We start from the raw sequence: 21677 nt of genomic DNA on the forward strand, positions 1-21677 counted from the left end.
GTGCTCAAGCAGCCCTTGATCTGCTCGCAGTCCACGGCCGATGAACCATGGCGCATGACCGTGCAGCGCGTGTTCGAAAACGCGCTGCAGGAGCGAGAGCAAACGGTGGAGACATTCGATGTGGCGATGACGCTGGTTGCCGCCGGGTACGGGATCGCCATTGCGCCTGCCGCGAGACTGGCGAGCTACCTACGCCGAGGCATCGCCGTGCGGCCGCTGGCCGGCGCACCAACGATCGTGATGGCTTACCTGCTCCGCCGCAACGCTTCCTTGTCGGACACCCAGGCAAGATTCGCCCGCCGCGCGCGCTTGGTGTCCTGACGGACGCGCGGGGATCGCGGTTTCGCCACGATCCCGCATTCCTGCTGCTAGGCGACCCCGACTCGCGGCGGGGTCCATTCGCTTTCCTTCACGGCTGTGCTCACGGCCATGACGAGCTTGTCGAGATTGCCGGCCGTCACGCCCTCCAGTGCCGAACGCCCCCGCAGCATCGAGCGCGGCTGTAGCAGTGCATGGTAGATCTGCCAAGGGTCCGCACCCCTGGTTAGCTTCAGGACGGACTGGATCAGCTCGTGCTTGAGTGGGTCGAGGTGCCAGTCCGGCACGCGCTGGCCGCGGTTGCCTACGTTCAACGCCAGCAAGTTGCCCGCCTTGATCTCGTAGCTGATCCACCTGCGGGATTTGCCTGCCATCTTGGCAAACGCAGCGACGGGAAGGTTGTGCGGCGCTTCGAAGACATCGAACAGTTCCATCCTCTCGCGCTGAATGTCCGAAGGCACCAGCGGCGCGGCCGATCGAGGGGGCGGAACCGCCGGCAGCCGATGTGCGGCGGCAGAAACCAACGGCATGGCGTCGCCCGGCTTCGTCACGAGCAGGATTGGCGAAGCGGCAACCGGCGCGGAGGGCGCGCTTGCGGTTTGCTCACTCGGAAACGCGGGCACGCCTTCCAGATGCACGGTGAGCGGCATGCTGGCCGCCTCGACCTGGTTCTGCTCGAAGAGGTCGAGCCGATCGGCCCAGTCCTGCATCATGCGGCGACGCTGCTCCACGTACTCGGCATGGTTGTAGGTCGCGCTGACCTTGTTGGGATCGACATGCGAGAGCTGTGCATCCACCCAGACCTTCGGGTAGCCGATCTCGTTGAGCGCGGTGGACATCGTGCCGCGAATACCGTGTCCGGTCAGGCGTTCCTGATAGCCCATGCGCTTGAGCGCACCATTGAGCGTGTTCTCGCTGATGCGCTTCTTCAAGTCGCTGTCGTGCCGGAACAGGTGGCGCTGGGCCGGCTTGAACTCATCCAGCAGGTGCCGGACGATCTCCATGGCCTGAATCGACAGCGGCACGATGTAGGGCGGGATGTCCTTCGCCTGCTGCCGCTTCTTGCGCATATCCAACTGGAGTTGCTTCACGACGTCGGGCGGGATGATCCACAACCCACGGTCCAGATCGAATTGATCCGGCGTCGCCTGTCGCAGCTCTCCGGTTCGCACGCCGGTCAGCAGCAATAGCCGCAGCCCGAGCTGGGTCTGCCGCCTGCCGCGATAGCTGCGCAGCCGCTGCAACAGCTTCGGCAGCTCGGCCATGCGCAGGAACGGGTTGTGGTTGACGGGTGGCAGCGGCAGCGCCACCACATCGAGATCGGCGGCGGGGTTCTGCTCCAGGCCCGGCACGATCACCAGCGCGTAGCGGAACAGTTGGTTGAACCACGTTCTGACTTTCTCGGCGACGGAGAGCGCCTTGCGCTTCTCGATCTTGGCGATCACCTCCAACAGGTCGGGACGCTTGATCTCATAGATCGACCGCTTGCCCAAGGCGGGCAGCACATCCTTGTCGAAGATGCGCGGAAGTATCGAGAGGGTCGTCTGCCGGCCTTCCTTGAGGCTGAGCCCGCGATGCTTGAGCCACTTGCGATACACCGCCTCGAAGGTGTTTTCGTCGGCGAGCCGGACAGCGGTGCGCTTCTGCTTGCGGTGAACGCGAGGATTGGTGCCTTTGGCCAGCAGGGCGCGCGCTTCGTCGCGCAGGCTGCGGGCCTCGCGAAGCGTCACCTCCGGGTAGGTGCCGAGCGACATCCGCTTCTGCTTGCCCGCCCAGTAGTAGCGGAAGTGCCAAGTCCTGCCCCCTGCAGCCGTGACGGCCAGGGAGAGGCCATCCAAGTCAGGGAGGGTGTATGCCTTGCCAGTTGCCTTGGCCTGTCGAACGGCCAGGTCTGAGAGTGCCATGCTCTTGCTCCTGAACATGAGTCAGGAACCAGATGCTGGTCACGTCGACCTCGCCCCTCCATCAACAATCCGGAATCAGCCGCGCCCGCAAAAATGGACTTGTTTGTGGACTTAAAAGTCCCGGCTGTAGGCGGATCGCAGTGGACTACGGCAGAACGTCAAAGAGAGGAAAAGTCCTTGTGTGGCAACGACTTGCAGACTCTCTTGGACTTCTGCGGAAGTCCGCAGAATGATGCGGTGGAGCGGGCGATGGGAATCGAACCCACGTCAGCGGCTTGGGAAGCCGCAGCTCTACCATTGAGCTACGCCCGCGAGCGAGCCCTGGAGCGGCGGCAGCCGGTGCCAAGGCGCGTGCAGGGTAGCGGCGCGCGGCGACGCGGGCAAGCACTGGGCGTGCGGTGTGAACCGGAGCACAGCGCAACTGCAAGCCACTGCAAACTTGTGGTACCGGCAAGCCATCGTTCAGGCGCGCGACGCGGATACTGGCGGCGCCTGTCAGTCCCGGTGGTCGTATCCTGGGCACGGCCCGCCGCGACGGGGACTGGCGTAGGCGCGAGGAGGAGCAAGGCGATGTTGAAGACACGATCCGGTTCGCGCACCTGGGGTGCCGCGGTACTCGCATTGCTGCTCGGCGCAGCAGTCACCGGGCAGGCGCTGGCGCAAGCGGACAACGACGTGGTCGATCCGCCCGACCGGGTGGCACGACTGAGTTTCCTCGGCGGCGCGGTGAGCTTCCAGCCGGCCGGCGGCAAGGATTGGGTGCAGGCCTCATTGAACCGTCCGTTGATGGCCGGCGATTCGCTGCACACCGATCGCAACGCGCGCACCGAACTGCAACTGGGTGGCGCCACCGTGCGCATCGACGACCGCAGCTCGCTCAACCTGCTCAACCTCAACAACGATCTCGCGCAATTCGAGCTCAGCGAAGGCGTGCTGAGCCTGAGCGTGCGCAGCATCGCGCGGGGCCAGAGCTACGAGATCGACACGCCGACGTTGGCATTCGTGACCACGATGCCGGGCCTGTACCGCATCGACATCGCCCCCGACGGACGCTCGACCATGGTCACGGTGTTCGAGGGCAACGCCGACGTTTACGGCGAGAACAATGCCAGCTACAGCGTGCGGGCCGGCAATTCCTACCGCTTCAACGACAGTGCGCTGCGCGACTACGAGATTCTCGACCTGCCGCGCGCCGACGATTTCGACAACTGGGTGGCATCGCGCCAGCGTGCCTACTCGCGTTCGGTATCGCGTCAGTACGTCGCCGACGACATGATCGGCGCCTACGACCTTGACGAATACGGTTCGTGGTCGACCGCGCGCGACTACGGCGCCGTGTGGTACCCGACGCAAGTCGCGGTGGGCTGGGCGCCGTACCGCAGCGGTTACTGGTCTTGGGTCGGCCCGTGGGGCTGGACCTGGATCGACAATTCGCCATGGGGTTTCGCGCCGTTCCACTACGGCCGCTGGGTCTATATCGGCAACCGTTGGGGCTGGTGCCCGGGCCCGCGCCATGTGCGCGCGATCTATGCGCCGGCGATGGTGGCCTTCGTGGGCGGCCACGGCTGGGGCGCGAGCGTGTCGCTGGGTGGCCCGATCGGCTGGTTCCCGCTCGGCCCGCGTGATGTCTACGTGCCGTGGTACCACAGCTCGCACCGTTACTTCACCAACATCAACGTGCACAACACGACGATCATCAACAACGTGCGCATCACCAACGTCTACAACGACTATTCGCGTGGCCGCCCGGTGCCCGGCACCGACTACATGTGGCGCAACAACCGTGCGGCGCTGACCGCGGTGTCGCGCGACACCTTCGTCGGTGCGCGCCCGGTGATGGCCGGTCGCGTCGATGTCAATGCCCGGCAGTGGAGCAACGCCAACGTCGTCAGCCGCCTCGGCGTGGCGCCGACCGAAGGCAGCTTCGTCTCGGCTACGGCGCGCCGCGTCGACGAGCGTCCGCAAGCCGCGGTGCTGGAACGCCCGATCATTGCGCGCACCGCCCCCGCGCCGCGGGTGGCGCCGATCGGCGAACGCATCCAGGCCATCGAACGCAACGGCGGGCAACCGCTGGCACGCCCGCTGGACGCTGCCACGACGGCGCGCGGTCAAGCCGATGCCACGCGCGGCGTGGCAGCGCGGGTGCGCGTGGTCGACAGCACCGAGGCCCGGCCGCAGGCCCTGACGCGTGGCACGCCCGCCATGGCCGGCGATCGCACCACCGGCCCCGCCGGGCGCGGCGTGACACCGGCCGAGCGCGGCCTCACGCCCACCGAGCGCAACACGGCGCCGGTGGAGCGCGGCTCCATGCCCGCCGAACGCAGCGTAACCCCCATGGAGCGCGGCAGCACGCCGGTCGTGCGCGGCGCGACCCCGCTGCAGCGCGGCGACGCCGAATCGCCGGTGACGCCGCGTGACGAGAGCCGGGGCGCGCGCGGTAATGAGCGCGCCTTGCCGTCCTCGCGTTTCGCGCCGTCGCGTGGCAACGCCGAACCCGCGACGCTGCCGCAGAATCGCGATGGCAACCGGGCGCTGGAGCGCACGCGCACGCTCGATTCCGCTGCGTCGCCGACACCCGGCAACGTCCGCTCGCGCAGCAACGACGCGCCCGTGCAGCAGCGCGAGGACAGCCAGTCCGGGCTGCGCTCGCGCGGCTATGCGCCTGCGCAGCAGGAGCGCTCGATGGAGCAGCCCGCGACCCGCTCGCGCGGCTACGAGGCACCGCAACAGCAACGCGACGACAGCCAGCCGGCGTTCCGCTCTCGCGGCTACGAGGCACCGCAACAGCAGCGTGAGGTGAGCCAGCCGACGTTCCGCCAGCGCAGCTACGAAGCGCCGCAACAGCGCGCGATGGAGCAGCCTGCCGTGCGCTCGCGCGGCTACGAGGCGCCGCAACCGGCCGCACAACCACGCGTCGAGGCACCACGGGAAATGCGCCAGGCGTCGCCACCGCGCGAGTCGGCCCCGGCACGCGAATCGGCGCCGGCGCGCCGCGGCAACCGCGACGAATCCGACAGTGGTGGGCGCAGCTACGAGCGCCGCTGATCCCACGCGATCTGGCGCAAACCTGATTCGATGCCGCGCACTGCGCGGCATCTTTTTTGGTCGAACCGTCGGCAAGCGGGCGCTGGCGACCCACTCCGAGCTGACCGCCGCGACGCGACCGGCTGTCTCGATGACCGCCCGGGATGCGATCATTGGCGCACTGTCACGCCGTTGCGAGCGAGCCGACCCTGCCGATGCCGGAGCCCTTTGCCAGTCACCACCGCATTGTCGGCGTCGTGTTCCAACCCTGGCGCGCCGCGACCGTCACCGGCGCCCGGCGCAGACCTTGTGCGTCGGCAGACGGTGCGGCATGGCCGAGCGCCGCGCGGCCGCACGGGCGGGAGAGCTCGCATGCGTGAACGGCCGATCCGCAGCTTCGTGCTGCGACAGGGACGCTTCACCCCCGCCCAGCAGCGCGCCTTCGACCAGCACTGGGCCCGCTACGGGCTCGAGATCACCGGCCGGCCACGCGACATGGACGCGGTGTTCGGGCGCCAGGCGCCGCGCGTGCTCGAGATCGGCTTCGGCAACGGCGAGCAGCTCCTGCACTCGGCACAGGCCGAGCCCGCGCATGACTTCATCGGCGTGGAGGTGCATCGCCCCGGCGTGGGCCGGCTCATGAATGCGCTGGCCGCGGCCGATATCGGCAACGTGCGCCTGTACAACCACGACGCGGTCGAGGTGCTCACGCACGAGATCGCAGCCGATTCGCTGGCCGAGGTACGCATCTATTTCCCCGACCCCTGGCACAAGAAGCGCCACCACAAGCGTCGCCTGATCCAACCGGATTTCCTCGAACTGCTCGCCACGCGCGTGGCGCGCGGTGGTCGCTTGCATCTGGCAACCGACTGGGCCGAGTATGCCGAGCACATGCAGCAGGTGCTGGGCGAGGCGCCCGCGTGGCGGGCGAGCGCCGCCCATGCCGATCCGGCGACGCGACCGCCCTGGCGCGTGCAGACGCACTTCGAGCGCCGCGGCCTGCGCCTGGGCCACGGCACCTGGGACTTCGTCCATGAACGCATCTGAGGACCACTGATGCGCCACGGCCACAAGCGGAACCGCCCCGAATGGAAGCCGGCCTGAGCCTCACCACCAACATGACCCTGGTGTTCGCGTTGCTCGCGTTCACCGTGGTGATGCTGGTTCTGGAATGGATCCGCACCGACCTCATCGCCCTGCTCGTGATCGTGGTGATCGGGGTGACGCGCCTGATACCGGTGGAGCAGTTGTTCGACGGCTTCGCCGGCAATGCGGTGATCTCGCTGATCGCGGTGATGATCATGGGCGCCGGCCTCGACCGTACCGGCGTGCTCGGCATGGCTGCCGCGTTCATCCTGCGCCTGGCCGGCGGTGTCGAGGCGCGTGTGTCGCTGCTCATCAACGCGATGGCCGGCAGTCTGTCGAGCCTGATCCAGAGCCAGGCCCTGTCGGCGCTGTTCCTGCCGGTGGTGAGCCGCATCAGCTCACGCACCGGCTTGCCGCTCAAGCGCCTGCTGCTGCCGATGGCGTTCATGATCCTGTGCGGCACCAACATGACGATGGTGTCCAACTCGCCGCTGATCCTGCTCAACGACCTCATCGCCAGCGCCAACCGCAACCTGCCGCCGGGCGCGCAGACAATCCAGAGTTTCAGCCTGTTCGCGATCGCCCCGATCGGCATTCCGCTGCTGTTGACCGGCCTGCTCTACTTCGCGCTGTTCACCCGCAAGCTGTTCCCGAGTGACGACGAGGAACGGCAGATGGTGACCCCGGGGCGCACCGAGACCTACTTCGCCGAGACCTACGGCATCGCCGGCGAGGTGGCCGAACTCACGGTCACCACCGACAGCCCGCTGGTGGGCATGAACGTGAGCGAGATCGAACAACTGCACAACGCCCCCCTGATCCTGGCGCTCAAGACCGGCAACGAGGCGCGCATGGCGCCGCCGGGCGACCAGATGATCTGGGTCGGCAGCGTGCTCGGCGTGCTTGGCAAGCGCGAAGCCGTGGCCGAGTTCGCCAACACCCAGCTGTGCCAGATGTCGTCACGGCTGCGCAATTTCGCCGACCTGTTCAATCCGACCCGCGCCGGCATCTCCGAAGTGGTGCTGCCGCCGAGTTCACCGTGGATCAAGCAGGCCGTCGGCGACCTGCGCCTGCGCAAGACGCGTGGCATCTCGGTGCTGGCGGTCAATCGCGGCGATCAGGTGTTCCGCGAGGACGTGCGCCAGGTGTCGCTGCGCGCCGGTGACACGCTGGTCCTGCACAGCTTCTGGCGCGACCTGACCCAGGCCGCCGAATCACACGATTTCGTCGTCGTCACCGACTACCCCAAAGACGAGCAGCGCCCGGCCAAGATCTGGTATGCGGTGGCGTTCTTCGCGTTGGCCATGGGACTGGGCCTGTTCACCGACCTCAAGCTGTCGGTGGCGATGCTGTGCGGCGCGGTCGGCATGCTGCTGGCCGGCGTGCTCGACATGGACGAGGCCTACGGCGCGATCAACTGGAAAACCATCTTCACGCTGGCCTGCCTGATCCCGCTCGGCGCGGCGATGGACTCGACCGGTGCGGCGGCGTGGCTGGCGCAGGAGGTGATGCGCTACATCGGCCACTGGCCACAGTGGAGCCTGCAACTGGTGGTGGCCGTGCTGGCATTGATGTTCTCGCAGGTCATCTCCAACGTCGGCGCGGCGGTGATGATGGTGCCGATGGCGATCAACGTGGCGCTCGCCTCGGGTGGCAACCCGGCGCTGTACGCGCTGGTGGTCGCGATCTCGACCTCGAACACGTTCATCCTGCCCAGCGCCAGCCCGGTGCTGATGATCATCGCCGGACCGGGCGGCTACCGCAGCCGCGACTTCCTGCGCGTGGGCCTGCCGCTGACCGTGCTGATGCTGGCGACGCTGCTGGTCAGCATCAACCTGCTGTTCCGCTGAGGGTGCGCCCGCCTCAGCGCGCGTACACCAGGCCGTCGCTCACATGCACTGCGACCGTGGCCAGTGATGACCCGCAGCAGGGCCCGGACACGCACACGCCATCGCCGCTGCGGAACGTCGCGCCGTGTGCGGCGCACGTGATGTGCTGGTCACGCACGATGAAGCGACCCGGCGCGTAATCGAGCCGCCGTCCCTGGTGCGGACATTCGTTGTGGTAGGCGACGACACCGTCGCCGTCGCGCATGAGGATCAGGTCGAACCCGCCGGTGGCACTGTCGACATGCACCGACAGCGCCCCTTGGGCCGGAATCTCGTCAAGCCGACACAGCGGCGTGGATGCGGTCATGCCAACTTTCAGCACTTGTGGGCGGCCTCGGGCACCCCTATGGTGCCTGTTCCCGCAACTTGCGATTCTGGCACAGGCAGCACCCGCGATGTTCCATACCAGCTTGCGCTTTGCCCGTCCGCGCCATCCGCTGGCGCGACTGGCCGTGCTCGTGATCGGCGTGCTCGCGGTGGGCGTCGCGCTCATGCTCGGCGCAATCGTGCTCGCGCTGCTGCTGGCCGGCGGCGCGCTGTGGTTCGCCTGGCGCAAGCTGCGCGACGGCATGCGCGGCAGCACCGCGCCGCCGGTCGCCACCAGCAGCGTGATCGACGGCGAATTCAAGGTGCTGCCACAGGGTTTCGATCGCCACCGCGCCCGCTGAGCGACGCCGCGAGCGGACCGCATCGGTGGGCCACGCGCCGCTGCCATCCAGTGCCGTCATCGGCGGCGACACCGCACCCTGCCTGCAGTCCGTCCCATCCAGATGAACGACACCGCCGACCGCGACCCTGCCGCGCCCAGCCCTGCCCCACGCTGGCGGCGCCCATCGTTGCTGGTGCCGGCGGCGCTGCTGGCCTTGTACCTGGTGTGGGGCTCGACCTACCTGGCGATCCGCATCGCACTGGTGAGCTGGCCGCCGTTCCTGCTCGCCGGCGTGCGCTTCCTCGGCGCGGGCCTCGCGCTGTTCGCCTTCCTGCGCTGGCGCGGCATGCCGGCGCCGACCGCGCGGCAGTGGCGCAACTGCGCGCTGAGCGGAGCCATGCTGCTGGGGCTCGGCAATGGCCTGGTCTGCTACGCGGAGCAGGTCGTCGCCTCGGGCCTGGCTGCGGTGGCGGTCGCCAGCATGCCGCTGTTCGCGGCGATCTTCGGTGGCATCTGGGGCCAGTGGCCACATCGCCACGAATGGCTCGGCCTCGCGGTCGGTTTCGCCGGCGTCATCGTGCTCAACTTCGGCAGCGGCATGGCCGGCGCGCCACTGGGCGCGCTCGCGTTGGTGGTGGCAGCGGCGGCATGGGCGTTCGGCTCGATCTGGAGCAAGCAGCGCGACATGCCGGCGCCGGCAATGAACACGGCCGCGCAGATGCTCACTGCCGGCGTATTGCTGTTGTTGTTCGCCGCCGTGATCGGCGAGCGCTGGCCGGTCGCGGCGCCGCTGGCAGCCAACCTCGCCCTGCTGTACCTGGCCGTGTTCGGCTCGATCATCGGGTTCAGCGCCTATCTCTACCTGCTCGGCCACGTGCGGCCCGCGTTGGCCACGAGCTATGCCTACGTCAATCCGCCAGTGGCCGTGCTGATCGGCGCACTGTTCGGCGGCGAGACCGTGCACGGCGGCGATCTCGTCGCGATGGCGATCATCCTCGCCGGCGTGGCCATCCTCGCGCTCACGCGCGGACGCGGCGTCACAACTCCCGCAGCGCCGTCGTCACCGGCAGGCGCGCGGCCTGCAGCGCCGGAAACAGTCCGCCGATGAAGCCGATCACGAGCGCCCACTTGAGGCCCGTCAGGACGAGCGCCGGCGACACGCGGAATGCGAACACGACCTGGCTGAAATTCTGGCTCAGCGTCGACACCGTGTAGTTGTCGAACAGGAGCCACGCCACCGCCGCACCCAGCAAGCCGCCGGCGAGCGCCAGCAGCATCGTTTCCAGCATCACCGATACCACCACCGGCAGGCCGCGGAAGCCGATCGCGCGCAAGGTGGCGATTTCGCGCGCGCGCGCGGCAACGGCGGCATACATCGTGTTGAGCGCGCCGAAGATCGCGCCGATCGCCATGATCGCGCCGACCACGCTGCCGACGATGCGGAGCAGCCGGCTCAGCCCTTCGGACTGCTTGCTGAAGTACGCACGCGTGGTCTCGGCATCGACCTTGAGCTGCGGATTGGCCGCCAGCGCGGCCTTGAAGCCGTCCAACGCATCGGCGTTGACGAGCTTGACCGTGACATCGGTGACGCTGTTGCCGCGACGATAGGTCGAAGCGACGATGTCGGCGTCGGCCCATACCTCGGAGTCGAACGCATCGCCCGCGCGGAACGTGCCGACCACGGTCCAGACCTGGTTGTTGAGGCGGATCTGCGCCCCCAGCTCCAGTCCCTGGAACTGCTCGGCGGCGCCCTTGCCGACCACGAGTTCGCGCAGACCCGGCTCGAAGTAGCGCCCGGCGGTGATCTCGACCTGCGGGCGCAGCTCGCGCACTTGCGGTCCGACGCCGCGGATCTGCACGTTGGCATCGAGGCCGCTGCCCTGGCGCGGCAGCGAGGCCACCACCACGAGCTCGGGTGAAGCGATCGGCCGACCCTGTGCGTCCTTGAGGATGCCGGGCGCCTGCTCGATCTGCACCACGGCATCGTGCAGCAGCACCGAATTGAGCTCGGCATTGGCGCCGGCACGCGTGACCAGCACGGTATCGTCGCTGCCGGTTTCCGCCAGCGTGGCACGGAAGCCCTCACCCATCGCGAGCAATGCCACCAGCACGCCGACCACGCCGGCGATGCCGACCACGACCACCGACGACGAACCCAGCCGCTGACCCAGCGTGGACAGGCCCACCCGCGTGACGGCCCAGGTCTGCTGGCCGCGATGACTCAGCACCATCCACAGTGCCAACACGATCGCCAGCGCGAGCAGTGCCGGCCACGGCAGCATGGCCAGCGGCACGGCCGTCGCGAGCAGCGCGAGCGTGATGGCGAGGTTTGGCAGCAGTTTGCGCATGACAGTCTCCCTCAACGTCCAGCCAGCGCATCGACGATGCGCAGGCGCATGCCGCGCAGCGCCGGCAGCGCGCCGACCACGAGTCCGATGCCGATCATCATGGCGATGCCGAACAGCCAGGTCGCCAGCCGCACCTGATCGGGCAGCAGGCCGCGCACCTGGGTGCTCATCACCGGCACGATGAGCGCCGCGAGCGCGATGCCGATGAGGCCGCCGAGCAGGATCAGCAGCACCGACTCGGCGAGCACCAGGCCGAGCACGCTGCGGTTGGAGAAGCCGATCGTCTTGAGCACCGCGAGCTCGGGAATGCGCTCGCGCACGGCCTGCGCCATGGTGTTGCCGGTGAGCAGGATCAGCGTGAAGAACACCGCGCTCATGATGCCGGCGACGATGAGGCCGATGTCGGCGAACTGGCTCACGAAGGCGCGGTTGAACGCGTTCTCGCTCTGCGTCTTGGTCTCGTGGTCGGAGTTGGCCGAGATCGCGTCGATCGCGTGCGCGACCGCGTCGGCCTGGTTCACATCGGCGAGCTGGGCCACGTAGAAGCCGATGCGGCCACGGTCGAACGGCCGCGACTCGTCGAGGTATTTCCAGCGGAAGAACAGGATCGACTCGCGGTTCTTCTCCTTGCGGTCCCGCGCATGGAAGATGCCGACGAGGTCGAAGGTCCAGGTGTTGCTGCCGTCGCGCTGCGGGAAGATCGTCGCCTGCAGCGGGATCTTGTCGCCGATCTTCCAGCCGAAGCGCTGCGCCAGCTCGGCACCGACGATGGCGCCGGTGCGCGTGTTGCGAAACGCGGCGCGCTGGTCCGCGGGCATCTCGTACTCGTCGAACAGGTCGAGGAAGTTGTCGCTGACGGCTTCGTTGGGAAAGAAGTTCCTGGGATCCTGATAGATGCCACCGAACCAGTTGCCGTAGGCCACCTCCTTGACGCCCGGCACGGCCTCGATGCGCGGCAACAGGCTCTGCGGCAGCGACACGGTCATGCTGATCCGGGACATCACCAGCAGCCGATCGACACCGGCCACGCTGTTGCCGGCGTCGCCAAACGCGGCGCGCACCGAGTCGAGCAGGCCGAACAGCAGGAACGCGGCCATCACCGAGGCCAGCGTGAATATCGTGCGTGCCTTGCGGCGGAACAACGCGGCCCAGATGAGATGGAGGTATTTCATGGGATGGGCTCGATGGTGGTGGAGGAACGGGCCGGCGCCTGCCACGATCGCGCGGGCGGGACGCCGGCAGCGCCATCGGCAATGCTCCTGCGCCGACCGTCGGTGGTGACCGCATGCTGCACGGACATGGCGGCGTCAGCCCACCACGCCGTGCTCGACCAGCGTGCCCTTGTCCAGATGCAGCGTGTGGGTCGCGTATTCGGCGGCCTTGGGGTCGTGCGTGACCATGATGATCGTCTTGCCGTGCTCGCGGTTGAGCATCTGCAGCAGCCCGAGCACGTCCTGCGCCGACTGGCGGTCGAGGTCGCCGGTCGGTTCATCGCACACCAGCAGGTCCGGATCGGAGACGATCGCGCGCGCGATCGCGACGCGCTGCTGCTGGCCACCCGACAGCTCGCCCGGCTTGTGGCCGACACGGTCGGCGAGGCCCACGAGCTGCAGCGCGATCGCGGCGCGGCGCCGGCGCTCGGCGGCGGCGAGGCGCGTGAGCAGCAGCGGCAGCTCCACGTTCTTCTGCGCCGACAGCATCGGCAGCAGGTTGTAGAACTGGAACACGAAGCCGACGTGCTCGCTGCGCCACTTGGCGAGCGCGCCCTCGCCAAGCCGGTCGATGCGCTGGCCGCCGACCTCGAGCGTGCCCGCGGTCGGCGAATCCAGGCCGCCGATGAGGTTGAGCAGCGTGGTCTTGCCCGAACCGGACGGCCCCATCAGCGCGAGGAAATCGCCCTGCGCGATGTCGAGATCGATGTGGTGGAGCACCTCGACCTGCTGCCGGCCGCGGACGTAGACCTTGCTGAGGTCGCGGATCGTGACGATGCTGCCCATCTCGGTTCCTCGCTGTGCGCCCGCCGGCGCGTGCTATTTGCGTGCTGCCTCGACGCGCGCGCCATCGCCGAGGTCGGCGCCCGGCTTGCGCACCACGCGCGTACCGGCGGCGACGCCCTCGACCAGGCGCTGGTCGGCCTGGGCCCGTCCCGGCGTCACCGCGCGCTGCCGCACCCGTCCGTCCTCGACGACGAACACGACGCTGCGTCCGTCGCGCTGCACGATCGCATCGGTCGGCACCAGCACGCCGCTCGGTGGCGGCGCCGCGCCCGCGCCGTCCTTGTCGTCCTCGAGGAAGGACACGCGCACGCCCATGTCGGGCACGATCCGCGCGTCCTTCTCGTTGAAACCGATGCGCACCTTGACCGTGGCCTTGCCGCGGTCGGCGGCCGGGATGATCGCGATCACGTGCGCGGGGATCTTCCAGTCGGGATAGGCGTCGAGCACGGCTTCGACCGGCTGGCCCGCGACCACGCGCTGGATGTAGGCCTCGTTGACGTCGACCTCGATCTCGAGCGAATCCATGTCGACGATCGTGCCCACGCCGGTGCGCGTGAAGCCGCCGCCGGCCGACAGCGGCGAGACGATCTCGCCGACCTGGGCGGCCTTGGCGGTGATGACGCCCGCGAACGGCGCGCGCACCGTGCAGTAGTCGAGCTGCACCTGCGCCGCGTTGACGTTGGCCTGCGCCACCTCGACCTGGCGCGCCTGCGCCTGCACCAGCGCGCGCTGGCTCGCGACCTGGGTACGCGCGAGCTCCACCGCCTGGCGCGAGACGAGCTGGCGGCCGAGGAGTTCGGTCGCGCGCCGCTCGTCGCGTTCGTTCTGCGCGAGCTGGGCGCGCGCCTGCTCGAGCTGCGCCTGCGCGGCGCGCAGTCCGGCTTGCGCCTGCGCGAGCATCGCCTTCTGCGCGGCGTCCTCGAGCGTGGCCAATACCTGCCCCGCCGCGACGCGCTCGCCCTCCTCGATCAGCACCTGGGTCAGCGTGCCCGTGATCTGCGCCGATACCGTGGCCTGCCGCCGCGCGGTCACGTAGCCGGTCGCCTGCAGTACGGCCATGCTGGCGGCCCCACCCGCCTGTGGCGCAGTCGCGACGGCCGTTTCGACCACCAGCGCGCGCGTGCCGCGCAACAGCCACCAACCGCCCGCCGCCACGAGGAGCGCGACCCCCACGGCGAGCGCAATCCAACGACCGCGCGACGCTCCCGTCGCGGTTGGCGCCGAGCGGTCGATACGCAGTTCCTTGAGCAGTTGCGACTGGTCCATGGCAGGCAGGAGATCAGGGCGAATCCCTGATTCTCGCATGCTGCGGCAAACGCAACGCGTCAGGGACTCGCGCTCATCATGGATCGCTCATGACGAATGTCATCCGGATTCCCAGAGCACGACTGGAAGGGCGATGCGCGTTGCCTGGTCTTTCGATGGCGTTCGGCGACGATCGTGCGCACGGCCGTGCGAGTCCGTCGCTGTGCCATGCGGACGGCTTTAGCTCGGTGCCCAGCAGGAGAGTGCGGAAAAGCGAGCCCAGGCGAGTCGTCTGGCTCAAGTATGGTCAGCGCCTTTGCAGGTCAGCAATGAACGCTTGCGTGTCGTCCGGACTGACGATGACATCGTACGCACCGGTCGTAGGAACAAGCACGGCTCGCCCGGCAGTTTGCAGCACAAAGACCTTTCGTCCGCCGCGCGGTTGGAACCAGCCGAGCAAGAACCCAGGCAATCCCACGCCGTTGACTCGGATGCCGAGCGCCTTGCGCAACTCTGCCGAGTCTAACGTCACGATCGCTTCGCCCCGAATGGCGGATCGTGCAATCGTCTCTTTGTAGAGTCCACCGCCGACCGTCAACTGTGTCTCCTCCGTAACGATCTTCACCATGATCAATTGAGCGAGCAGAAAAATCGTAAGCGGGAGAGTCAGCACCCCAATCACCGCCGGAATCTTGAAGTTGACGCTTCCCGTGGCCAAATACAGCGCCAAGAGAACGGTTGCAAACGGCAAGACCGAAACTAAAACGACAATGACTAGAATCGGCTTGAAGTTGAATGATGATATGGTGTATAGCGTCGCGCTCATGACTACCGTACCTTTTGATTCAAACCCGGTCCAGTCCCAAGCATTTCCAAGAATACCGAGTCACGACGTCGATGATGTTTGGCAACACGTCCTGCGAGACCGGTAGTAGATTGACGTTGCGCATCGCTGTCAGAACCGCATGAACTTCCAACTGGACCGCTTGCTTGGCGCTATACACTTGCAGTCCCGCGTCGTCGGTCAGGACGGCCAATCGCACCGCGCGCTCGGCGTTGCGCATGGCCGCCGGATCAAGCTTCACGAATTCGCCGGTGAACGATGAGGAAACCAACCCGGCATCCGTTCCAAACCGATTGGACTCTGGATTGGTTCCGCCGACCACGATCGCGGTTTTCACCGCGGCGCTGATGAACACAGCCGCAAGTATGCCGACCGTGGCCGCGATGACCACGGACACATAGGCAACGACCGTCGCCGCGATGCCAACCGCCACCACGCACAACGCCACCGCCGTACACATCGGCTGCGGCCCGGCTCCAATGTGCTCGACCAAGACCTGGCTGAGGCTCACGATATCGTCGTCGCTTAGCACCGTGTCGCCGCTGTCGATCGACGCGAGCAACGCTCGCTGCTTCGTCTGTTCGACGTACGGCTGGATCGCCGCAATCGACATCTGAATCTCCTCGATGTTTTCGCGGAAGATCTGCTCGACATGGGACTGGAGTGCCGAGGGATCGGTCGAGGTGAATACGCCGGCATCGATGAGCTGACTGAACACCGAGACATAGTCGCTCTTCGCAAGTGCGGTTTTCACCGCGGGATCCGCAATCGCCCGGAGAAGTACCACCGTCTCCGTGGCGAGGGTTCGATCTGATGCGTCCAATCCAATGGAGCCCAGATATCCCGTTGGGTCTTTGTGGAAGGCGGTGCTCTCCGATGGATTAGTAAGGACGTTCTCCCACAGCTTGGCGACCTTCGACAACCCATCCCAAAGCTCACTTGGTACCTTTGCCTTGGAAAGAGGGAGCTTGAACTTGTCCAAGTCCGAGATGTCGCGTGGTTGGACGCTCGCCGGCGTGCCGTAAAGCCGACCTGCCGTTCCCACCGCCAAAGGCGCGCCGAGCGCCGCGACGCCACCTTTGAGAAATTTTCTGCGTTTCATGCCTCTACCTCCATTGACACCAACGCTGTAACCGTTTTGCCCGGCAATGGAACGTGCTCGAGTTCCTTTTGTTTTCTTACGGCTTCCAAAGAGAAACGGGTCATAATTTCCGTAACGAATTCGGAATAGCGTTCAACCAAGGCCTCGCGGACGTGTTGATTCTGATGAAGAATCACGCACGCTTGGCAAATATGGACGACGCCTTTGAGCAGGCCGTTGGCGTCATCGCCAAGCAATCGCTTGATGATCATGTAGGGCCCGTCGACGTGAATCCAATACTTCAGAAAATCATCAATCTGCGAGCGGTAGAGGTCGCGCATCGTCGAGGCTTCATCGATGTGACCGAGCCGCATCTCAGGGATGTGCTCAAGGGTCAGTCCGCAGCAGGCCGACAGGTTGCTGTGCGGCGTCACGACGACCGTTTCAAAAATCTGGCTGCACCCATCTTCCAATGAATCGTGCGCGTTGGGCATCTTGCGTTGTTGGGCGTCCTCATTAAAGGGCATCCAGCTATTGGATTGGATCTTCAGCAGGCGCGTTTGGAGCGCGTCTCGAATCACCGGGTGGTTGACGATGTCGCGCAGGCAGTTCGCCTCGGCCGGATCAGTTTCGACTGTGATGAGCGTGGAGATACCCGACTTCGTCAACGCGAACGCCGCGTTCGCGACACTAGTGATGGGGACCCACTCCTGATGGTCGGCACCGGTGCTGATGTTGATTTCCGTGAGACCCGACAACTTCAAGCGGTTCGCAGTCGCAAATGCGTGATCTGCACTCTTTCCCCACGACCCGTTCGTTACGATCCGCGTCATGAGGCCCAACGACGTCGCCAATTCAACCGCGACGTACAAGTCCTCTTTGAGAAGAAACGCCTCACCGCCGCTGAAGACGACCAGCCTCAAGCCCGGAAAGCTGTCTTTCGCTTCGTGAATGCGTTCGAGAATTTGGCCGCGACTCAACCGGCCGACAACGTTCGGGGACGATTCGAAGCAACACTGCCGACATGCGGCCGTGCACTGGTACGTCGTCAGGATTGTCAGTGTGTGCGGAAACGAGCGTTCCATCAGAGCATCGAGCGTGTCCATCACTCCTCTCCTATAACGACGTCTAATCTGAACACACAAACGAACGGTTTGAATAGCTCTAGCCATCCAGACGTCGCCGAGTTTCTTTCGCAATAACGTTTAGCCGGATCGGTGATTCAATACTGGTATTAACGTCACCGTACTGATCGGCACAACTGTTCCCACCGCAGCAAGGTGTTGAACCAAAATAGCCCCTTGCATCTTCTCAACTCAGCGAGTCCAGTACTGGCCAAGGTTCGCGTTAGCAAAATCACCCACTTGCGTCGTCGATCCGCGTGCGATCCACCCCTTGGTCACGCTATCAGGCTGTCTCTCTCAACAGCCTGATAGTGGTCATTTTCACCGAGGCGCGCACGTGTCCTCGGCCGCTGGTCGTCACGCGAATCGCTTGCTAGACGATCCACTTTGCATGGCAGGAGAACCATGACTACGTGACTGCGGCGTGTCAACCGAGAACGCACAAAAATGTGACCAAGTCAGCAAAATCAGCGCGCTTCTTGATGCCCCGCATTCTCCGAATGCGCCCCGCGGCGGACAACCGCGCGGCCGATGTCCGCGCGCAAAGCCGACGCCGGGGATCGTCAGCATCATGCCGCGCCACGGATCGGCGCGTGGAGCGCGACGCTGCGTCAACGTTGCTTGATTCTTCAAATCCGATTCGAACGCGGATCAAACGACCTTGGCCGGATGCTGTCGCGGGATGCCACTGTCGCCTACACTTGCGCGCATGAGCGCCTACGCCTTCCCTCCACCACCGCACCCGAGCCTCGCGATCGCCGGCAGCGACGCGCGCCTGGCCGTGCACCGCATCTACTGCATCGGCCGCAACTACGCCGAGCATGCGCGCGAGATGGGCGCGCCGGTCGAGCGTGGCCAGCCGCTGTTCTTCATGAAGCCCGCCGATGCGCTCGTCGCCGATGAGGGCCACGGCATCGAGGTGCCGTATCCGCCCGCGACGCAGGAGCTTCACCACGAGGTCGAGATGATCGTCGCGCTCGCCCGCGGTGGGCGCGACATTGCGCGCGAGCACGCACTCGACTGCGTGCATGGTTACGGGGTCGGCCTCGATCTCACGCGCCGCGACCTGCAGGCGATCGCCAAGACCAAGGGCCAGCCCTGGGACGCAGCCAAGGGTTTCGATGCCTCGGCGCCGGCTTCGGTGTTGGTGCCGGTGGCGCGCTGCGGCCATCCGCAGGCCGCCGCGCTCACGCTCGCGATCAACGGCGAGCAGCGCCAGCATGGCGACATCGCCGACATGCTGTTCGACGTCGCCGCGATCATCCACGAGCTGTCGCTGCTGTGGACGCTGGCGCCGGGCGATCTCATCTACACCGGCACCCCGGCCGGAGTCGGCCCGCTCGTCCGCGGCGATCGACTCGAGGCGAGCCTCACCGGCATCGCCGGCCTGCACGCACACATCACCTGAACGGCGGTGGCAAACAATGGTGTCGCGTGCTGACGGCATGGCGCGCGCCGGCGCACAATCAGCCGCCGTGTTGACCTGCCATACCCTGAACGGAGATCACCGATGAGCCTGTTTACCGAATTCAAGGAATTCGCCGCGCGCGGCAATGCCATCGACCTCGCCGTCGGCGTAGTGATCGGCGCCGCCTTCGGCAAGATCGTCACCTCACTGGTCGACCAGATCATCATGCCGCCGATCGGTCTGCTGATCGGCGGCGTGGATTTCTCGGCCTACAAGTGGATCCTCAAGGAAGCGGTCGACGGCAAGGGCGAGGTCGCGATCCAGTTTGGCGCCTTCCTCAACACGATCATCCAGTTCACGATCATCGCCTTCGCGATCTTCATCGTGGTCAAACTCATGAACACGGCGCTGCGCAAGAAGGCGGCCGAACCGGCCGCACCGCCACCCGAAGTTGCCCTGCTCAGCGAGATCCGCGACCTGCTCAAGCAGGGCAAGTAGCCGTCTGGACGGCCTGTGCGGCCAATGGCTGCACAGGCATGACCTTTGGCCCAAAGCGGGCCGGCCCGCTGCGCGCATAATCGGCGTTCCGCCACGAGGGACTCCGCCATGCGCCGCTTGCTGCCGCTCGCCCTGCTTCTGCTCGCTCCGCCGCTCGCACTTGCCGCCGGCAAGGACACGGTGATCCCCGACGCGGCGCTCGCGACCGCCACGCAGTTGCGCGAGGCCGGGCTCAAGGACGAGGTCGCGCTCGCCTTCACGCGCGACCTGACCACGCAGGTCGGACCACGTCTGGCCGGCAGCGAGGCCGATCTCAAGGCCCGCGAATGGACCGTGGCACGCTTCAAGGCACTTGGCTTCGACAAGGTCTGGACCGAGCCGGTGACGTTTCCAAAGTGGCAGCGCCGCAGCGAACGGGCCGCAATCCTCGCGCCCTACCCGCAGCCGCTGGCGGCCACCGCGCTCGGCTATTCGCCGGCCACGCCGGCCGGTGGCCTCAGCGCCGAGGTGGTCGGCTTCGATACGCTCGAGGCGCTCAAGAACGCCGACCCGGCCAGTGTGCGCGGCAGGATCGTCTATGTCGGCGCGCGCATGCACGCCAAGCGCAGCGGCGAGGATTACGGCATCGGCTCGAGCGTGCGCACGTTTGGCCCGGCGCTCGCATCGGGCAAGGGTGCCGTCGCATTCCTGCTGCGCAGCGCCGGCACCGACCAGGACCGCCTGCCGCACACCGGCGTGACCCATTTCGGCGACGACGTCACCCCGATCCCGGCGGCAGCGCTGGCGGCCCCCGACGCCGACCAGGTCGAGCGCATCCTTGCCGGCGGCAAGCCGCTCAAGGTCGAACTGCAACTGGATTGCGGCTTCGATGGCCAGTACACGGGCGCCAACGTCATCGGCGAATTCACCGGCAGCAAGCGGCCCGACGAGTACTACCTCATGGGTGGGCACCTGGATTCGTGGGACCTGGGCACCGGCGCCATCGACGACGCCGCCGGCGTGGCCATCGCCACCGCAGCCGCCAGGCTCATCGCCGACCTGCCGCTGCGCCCGGCACGCAGCATCCGCGTGGTCGCCTTCGCCAACGAGGAGTCGGGTCTGTACGGCGCCAAGGCCTACGCCGAAGCACATCGCAAGGAGATCGCCAAGATCGTGCTCGGCAGCGAATCGGACCTCGGCGCCGACCGCATCTACCTCGCCACCGCGAGCGTCAAGCCCGAGGCGCGCGCGGCGATCGCGCAGATCGCCAAAACGCTCGAACCGCTCGGCGTCGCCTACGACGCCAGCCAGCCCGGCAGCGGCGGCTCGGACCTGTCGGCGATCCACAAGGTCGGCATGGCCGGTCTGTCGCTGCACCAGGACGCCACCCGCTATTTCGACCTGCATCACACGGCCAACGACACCTTCGACAAGATCGACCCCGCCAACCTGCGCCAGAACGTCGCCGTGTATGCAGTGGTGGCCTACCTCGCCGCGCAGGCCCAGGGTGACTTCGGCTCGCGACCGGGCGCTTTCGCCAACGACAAGCCGCGGGACTGAGCGTCCCGCCGCTCACCGCTGGCGCACGGGTCCTGGGGGTTTCGCTGATCGTCGGCTTCGTTGCGGAAGCCGACTCACGTTTGTGGTGGGTTCGATTCGTGCCGCTCAGGCGGTTTGTGCCGGTTGGCTTGGGCGCTGATTCGATCGTTGGCTTCTTTGCGAAAACCGACTCACGTCCCTGGTGGGTTCGTCCCGCATCCCTGCGGGCCGGTGTCTTTCTCTTGCTTGCCCAAGAGAAAGTCACCAAAGAGAAGGGCAGCCCTCACGGCGTCGCCTTGCGCACCTCCTGTGCGCAAGGTCCACTCCCGGCGGCCGGTTGCGCCGACAGCACCTCCGTGTGCTGACGGCGCAATGAGCGCGATCCCTCGCGCTCCCCCTGCGGGCCGCTTCGGCCGCCGTCCGTCGCCGCCGACGGGCCCGGGGAAAAGCAGCGCGCTCCTGCGCGCCCAAGTCCGCGCTGTGACGTCGCCCAGACCGTGGCCCGCGAATCCCGGCTGCGTCTTCGCGAAAACCGACTCACGTCCCTGGTGGGTTCGTCCCGCATCCCTGCGGGCCGGTGTCTTTCTCTTGCTTGCCCAAGAGAAAGTCACCAAAGAGAAGGGCAGCCCTCGCGGCGCCGCCTTGCGCACCTCCTGTGCGCAAGGTCCACCCCCGGCGGCCGGTTGCGCCGACAGCACCTCCCTGTGCTGACGGCGCAATGAGCGCGATCCCTCGCGCTCCCCC

General features: G+C 66.7%; 18 protein-coding genes and 1 tRNA gene. 9 read left to right on the forward strand and 10 right to left on the reverse strand.

The annotated features are described in order from the left end of the window. A partial coding sequence (locus KF903_RS13530) for a LysR substrate-binding domain-containing protein (protein ID WP_291215853.1) occupies positions 1–321 on the forward strand: 321 nt, incomplete at its 5' end. Between the two features lie 47 nt (positions 322–368). Here the strand turns inward: KF903_RS13530 and KF903_RS13535 are convergent. Continuing rightward, entirely contained in the window at positions 369–2222 is a 1854-nt protein-coding gene (locus KF903_RS13535) for an integrase arm-type DNA-binding domain-containing protein (RefSeq protein WP_291215856.1), read from the reverse strand. A gap of 238 nt (positions 2223–2460) precedes the next feature. Beyond that, positions 2461–2534 (reverse strand) — tRNA-Gly (locus KF903_RS13540). A gap of 258 nt (positions 2535–2792) precedes the next feature. On the opposite strand from KF903_RS13540, the gene KF903_RS13545 reads away from it, so the two are divergent. From KF903_RS13545 to KF903_RS13555, 3 genes are all read left to right on the forward strand, one after another. Continuing rightward, a complete protein-coding gene (locus KF903_RS13545) occupies positions 2793–5267 on the forward strand; it encodes a DUF6600 domain-containing protein (protein ID WP_291215858.1) in 2475 nt (824 codons plus the stop codon). 351 nt (positions 5268–5618) lie between these two features. Next, the gene (gene trmB, locus KF903_RS13550) at positions 5619–6293 is read left to right on the forward strand and encodes a tRNA (guanosine(46)-N7)-methyltransferase TrmB (protein ID WP_291215861.1); all 675 of its coding nucleotides are present in this window, start codon (positions 5619–5621) and stop codon (positions 6291–6293) included. A gap of 41 nt (positions 6294–6334) precedes the next feature. Continuing rightward, a complete protein-coding gene (locus KF903_RS13555; RefSeq protein ID WP_291215863.1) occupies positions 6335–8182 on the forward strand; it encodes an SLC13 family permease in 1848 nt (615 codons plus the stop codon). 13 nt (positions 8183–8195) lie between these two features. On the opposite strand, the gene KF903_RS13560 is transcribed toward KF903_RS13555, so the two are convergent. After that, a complete protein-coding gene (locus KF903_RS13560) occupies positions 8196–8528 on the reverse strand; it encodes a Rieske 2Fe-2S domain-containing protein (RefSeq protein ID WP_291215865.1) in 333 nt (110 codons plus the stop codon). Between the two features lie 88 nt (positions 8529–8616). On the opposite strand from KF903_RS13560, the gene KF903_RS13565 reads away from it, so the two are divergent. Then, entirely contained in the window at positions 8617–8889 is a 273-nt protein-coding gene (locus KF903_RS13565) for a hypothetical protein (RefSeq protein WP_291215867.1), read from the forward strand. Positions 8890–8991: 102 nt separating this feature from the next. Next, positions 8992–9978 (forward strand): drug/metabolite exporter YedA, encoded by a 987-nt coding sequence (gene yedA / locus KF903_RS13570; protein ID WP_291215869.1) that lies wholly within the window; start codon positions 8992–8994, stop codon positions 9976–9978. On the opposite strand, the gene KF903_RS13575 is transcribed toward yedA, so the two are convergent. The 7 genes from KF903_RS13575 to KF903_RS13605 all read right to left on the reverse strand — a co-directional run bounded on the left by KF903_RS13575 (position 9908) and on the right by KF903_RS13605 (position 17491). Then, complete coding sequence (locus KF903_RS13575) at positions 9908–11218, reverse strand: ABC transporter permease (RefSeq protein ID WP_291215871.1); 1311 nt, start codon at positions 11216–11218, stop codon at positions 9908–9910. The genes yedA and KF903_RS13575 overlap by 71 nt on opposite strands. An 11-nt stretch (positions 11219–11229) precedes the next feature. Then, entirely contained in the window at positions 11230–12390 is a 1161-nt protein-coding gene (locus KF903_RS13580) for an FtsX-like permease family protein (RefSeq protein ID WP_291215874.1), read from the reverse strand. A gap of 135 nt (positions 12391–12525) precedes the next feature. After that, the gene (locus tag KF903_RS13585) at positions 12526–13215 is read right to left on the reverse strand and encodes an ABC transporter ATP-binding protein (RefSeq protein ID WP_291215877.1); all 690 of its coding nucleotides are present in this window, start codon (positions 13213–13215) and stop codon (positions 12526–12528) included. 33 nt (positions 13216–13248) lie between these two features. Then, a complete protein-coding gene (locus KF903_RS13590; RefSeq protein WP_291215880.1) occupies positions 13249–14481 on the reverse strand; it encodes an efflux RND transporter periplasmic adaptor subunit in 1233 nt (410 codons plus the stop codon). Positions 14482–14767: 286 nt separating this feature from the next. Further along, complete coding sequence (locus tag KF903_RS13595; protein WP_291215882.1) at positions 14768–15286, reverse strand: PH domain-containing protein; 519 nt, start codon at positions 15284–15286, stop codon at positions 14768–14770. A 19-nt stretch (positions 15287–15305) separates the two neighbouring features. Then, a complete protein-coding gene (locus tag KF903_RS13600; protein ID WP_291215884.1) occupies positions 15306–16406 on the reverse strand; it encodes a hypothetical protein in 1101 nt (366 codons plus the stop codon). Next, complete coding sequence (locus KF903_RS13605) at positions 16403–17491, reverse strand: radical SAM protein (RefSeq protein ID WP_291215887.1); 1089 nt, start codon at positions 17489–17491, stop codon at positions 16403–16405. Before KF903_RS13605 ends, KF903_RS13600 begins: the two co-directional genes overlap by 4 nt. Before the next feature lie 727 nt (positions 17492–18218). On the opposite strand from KF903_RS13605, the gene KF903_RS13610 reads away from it, so the two are divergent. The 3 genes from KF903_RS13610 to KF903_RS13620 all read left to right on the forward strand — a co-directional run bounded on the left by KF903_RS13610 (position 18219) and on the right by KF903_RS13620 (position 20954). Continuing rightward, positions 18219–18917: a fumarylacetoacetate hydrolase family protein gene (locus KF903_RS13610; RefSeq protein ID WP_291215890.1), complete on the forward strand. Its 699-nt coding sequence runs from the start codon at positions 18219–18221 to the stop codon at positions 18915–18917. A 102-nt stretch (positions 18918–19019) separates the two neighbouring features. Continuing rightward, entirely contained in the window at positions 19020–19415 is a 396-nt protein-coding gene (gene mscL / locus KF903_RS13615) for a large-conductance mechanosensitive channel protein MscL (protein WP_291215894.1), read from the forward strand. A gap of 108 nt (positions 19416–19523) precedes the next feature. Beyond that, positions 19524–20954, forward strand: coding sequence for a M20/M25/M40 family metallo-hydrolase (locus KF903_RS13620; RefSeq protein ID WP_291215896.1), 1431 nt, complete (start codon positions 19524–19526; stop codon positions 20952–20954). Positions 20955–21677 lie beyond the last annotated feature (723 nt).

The organism is Dokdonella sp. (assembly GCF_019634845.1).
Taxonomy (GTDB): domain Bacteria; phylum Pseudomonadota; class Gammaproteobacteria; order Xanthomonadales; family Rhodanobacteraceae; genus Dokdonella_A.

Coding starts and splice junctions, on each gene's coding strand:
- KF903_RS13535 (WP_291215856.1), bottom strand. CDS start 2,222: ATGGCACTCTCAGACCTGGCCGTTCGACAGGCCAAGGCAACTGGCAAG.
- KF903_RS13545 (WP_291215858.1), top strand. CDS start 2,793: ATGTTGAAGACACGATCCGGTTCGCGCACCTGGGGTGCCGCGGTACTC.
- trmB (WP_291215861.1), top strand. CDS start 5,619: ATGCGTGAACGGCCGATCCGCAGCTTCGTGCTGCGACAGGGACGCTTC.
- KF903_RS13555 (WP_291215863.1), top strand. CDS start 6,335: ATGGAAGCCGGCCTGAGCCTCACCACCAACATGACCCTGGTGTTCGCG.
- KF903_RS13560 (WP_291215865.1), bottom strand. CDS start 8,528: ATGACCGCATCCACGCCGCTGTGTCGGCTTGACGAGATTCCGGCCCAA.
- KF903_RS13565 (WP_291215867.1), top strand. CDS start 8,617: ATGTTCCATACCAGCTTGCGCTTTGCCCGTCCGCGCCATCCGCTGGCG.
- yedA (WP_291215869.1), top strand. CDS start 8,992: ATGAACGACACCGCCGACCGCGACCCTGCCGCGCCCAGCCCTGCCCCA.
- KF903_RS13575 (WP_291215871.1), bottom strand. CDS start 11,218: ATGCGCAAACTGCTGCCAAACCTCGCCATCACGCTCGCGCTGCTCGCG.
- KF903_RS13580 (WP_291215874.1), bottom strand. CDS start 12,390: ATGAAATACCTCCATCTCATCTGGGCCGCGTTGTTCCGCCGCAAGGCA.
- KF903_RS13585 (WP_291215877.1), bottom strand. CDS start 13,215: ATGGGCAGCATCGTCACGATCCGCGACCTCAGCAAGGTCTACGTCCGC.
- KF903_RS13590 (WP_291215880.1), bottom strand. CDS start 14,481: ATGGACCAGTCGCAACTGCTCAAGGAACTGCGTATCGACCGCTCGGCG.
- KF903_RS13595 (WP_291215882.1), bottom strand. CDS start 15,286: ATGAGCGCGACGCTATACACCATATCATCATTCAACTTCAAGCCGATT.
- KF903_RS13600 (WP_291215884.1), bottom strand. CDS start 16,406: ATGAAACGCAGAAAATTTCTCAAAGGTGGCGTCGCGGCGCTCGGCGCG.
- KF903_RS13605 (WP_291215887.1), bottom strand. CDS start 17,491: ATGGACACGCTCGATGCTCTGATGGAACGCTCGTTTCCGCACACACTG.
- KF903_RS13610 (WP_291215890.1), top strand. CDS start 18,219: ATGAGCGCCTACGCCTTCCCTCCACCACCGCACCCGAGCCTCGCGATC.
- mscL (WP_291215894.1), top strand. CDS start 19,020: ATGAGCCTGTTTACCGAATTCAAGGAATTCGCCGCGCGCGGCAATGCC.
- KF903_RS13620 (WP_291215896.1), top strand. CDS start 19,524: ATGCGCCGCTTGCTGCCGCTCGCCCTGCTTCTGCTCGCTCCGCCGCTC.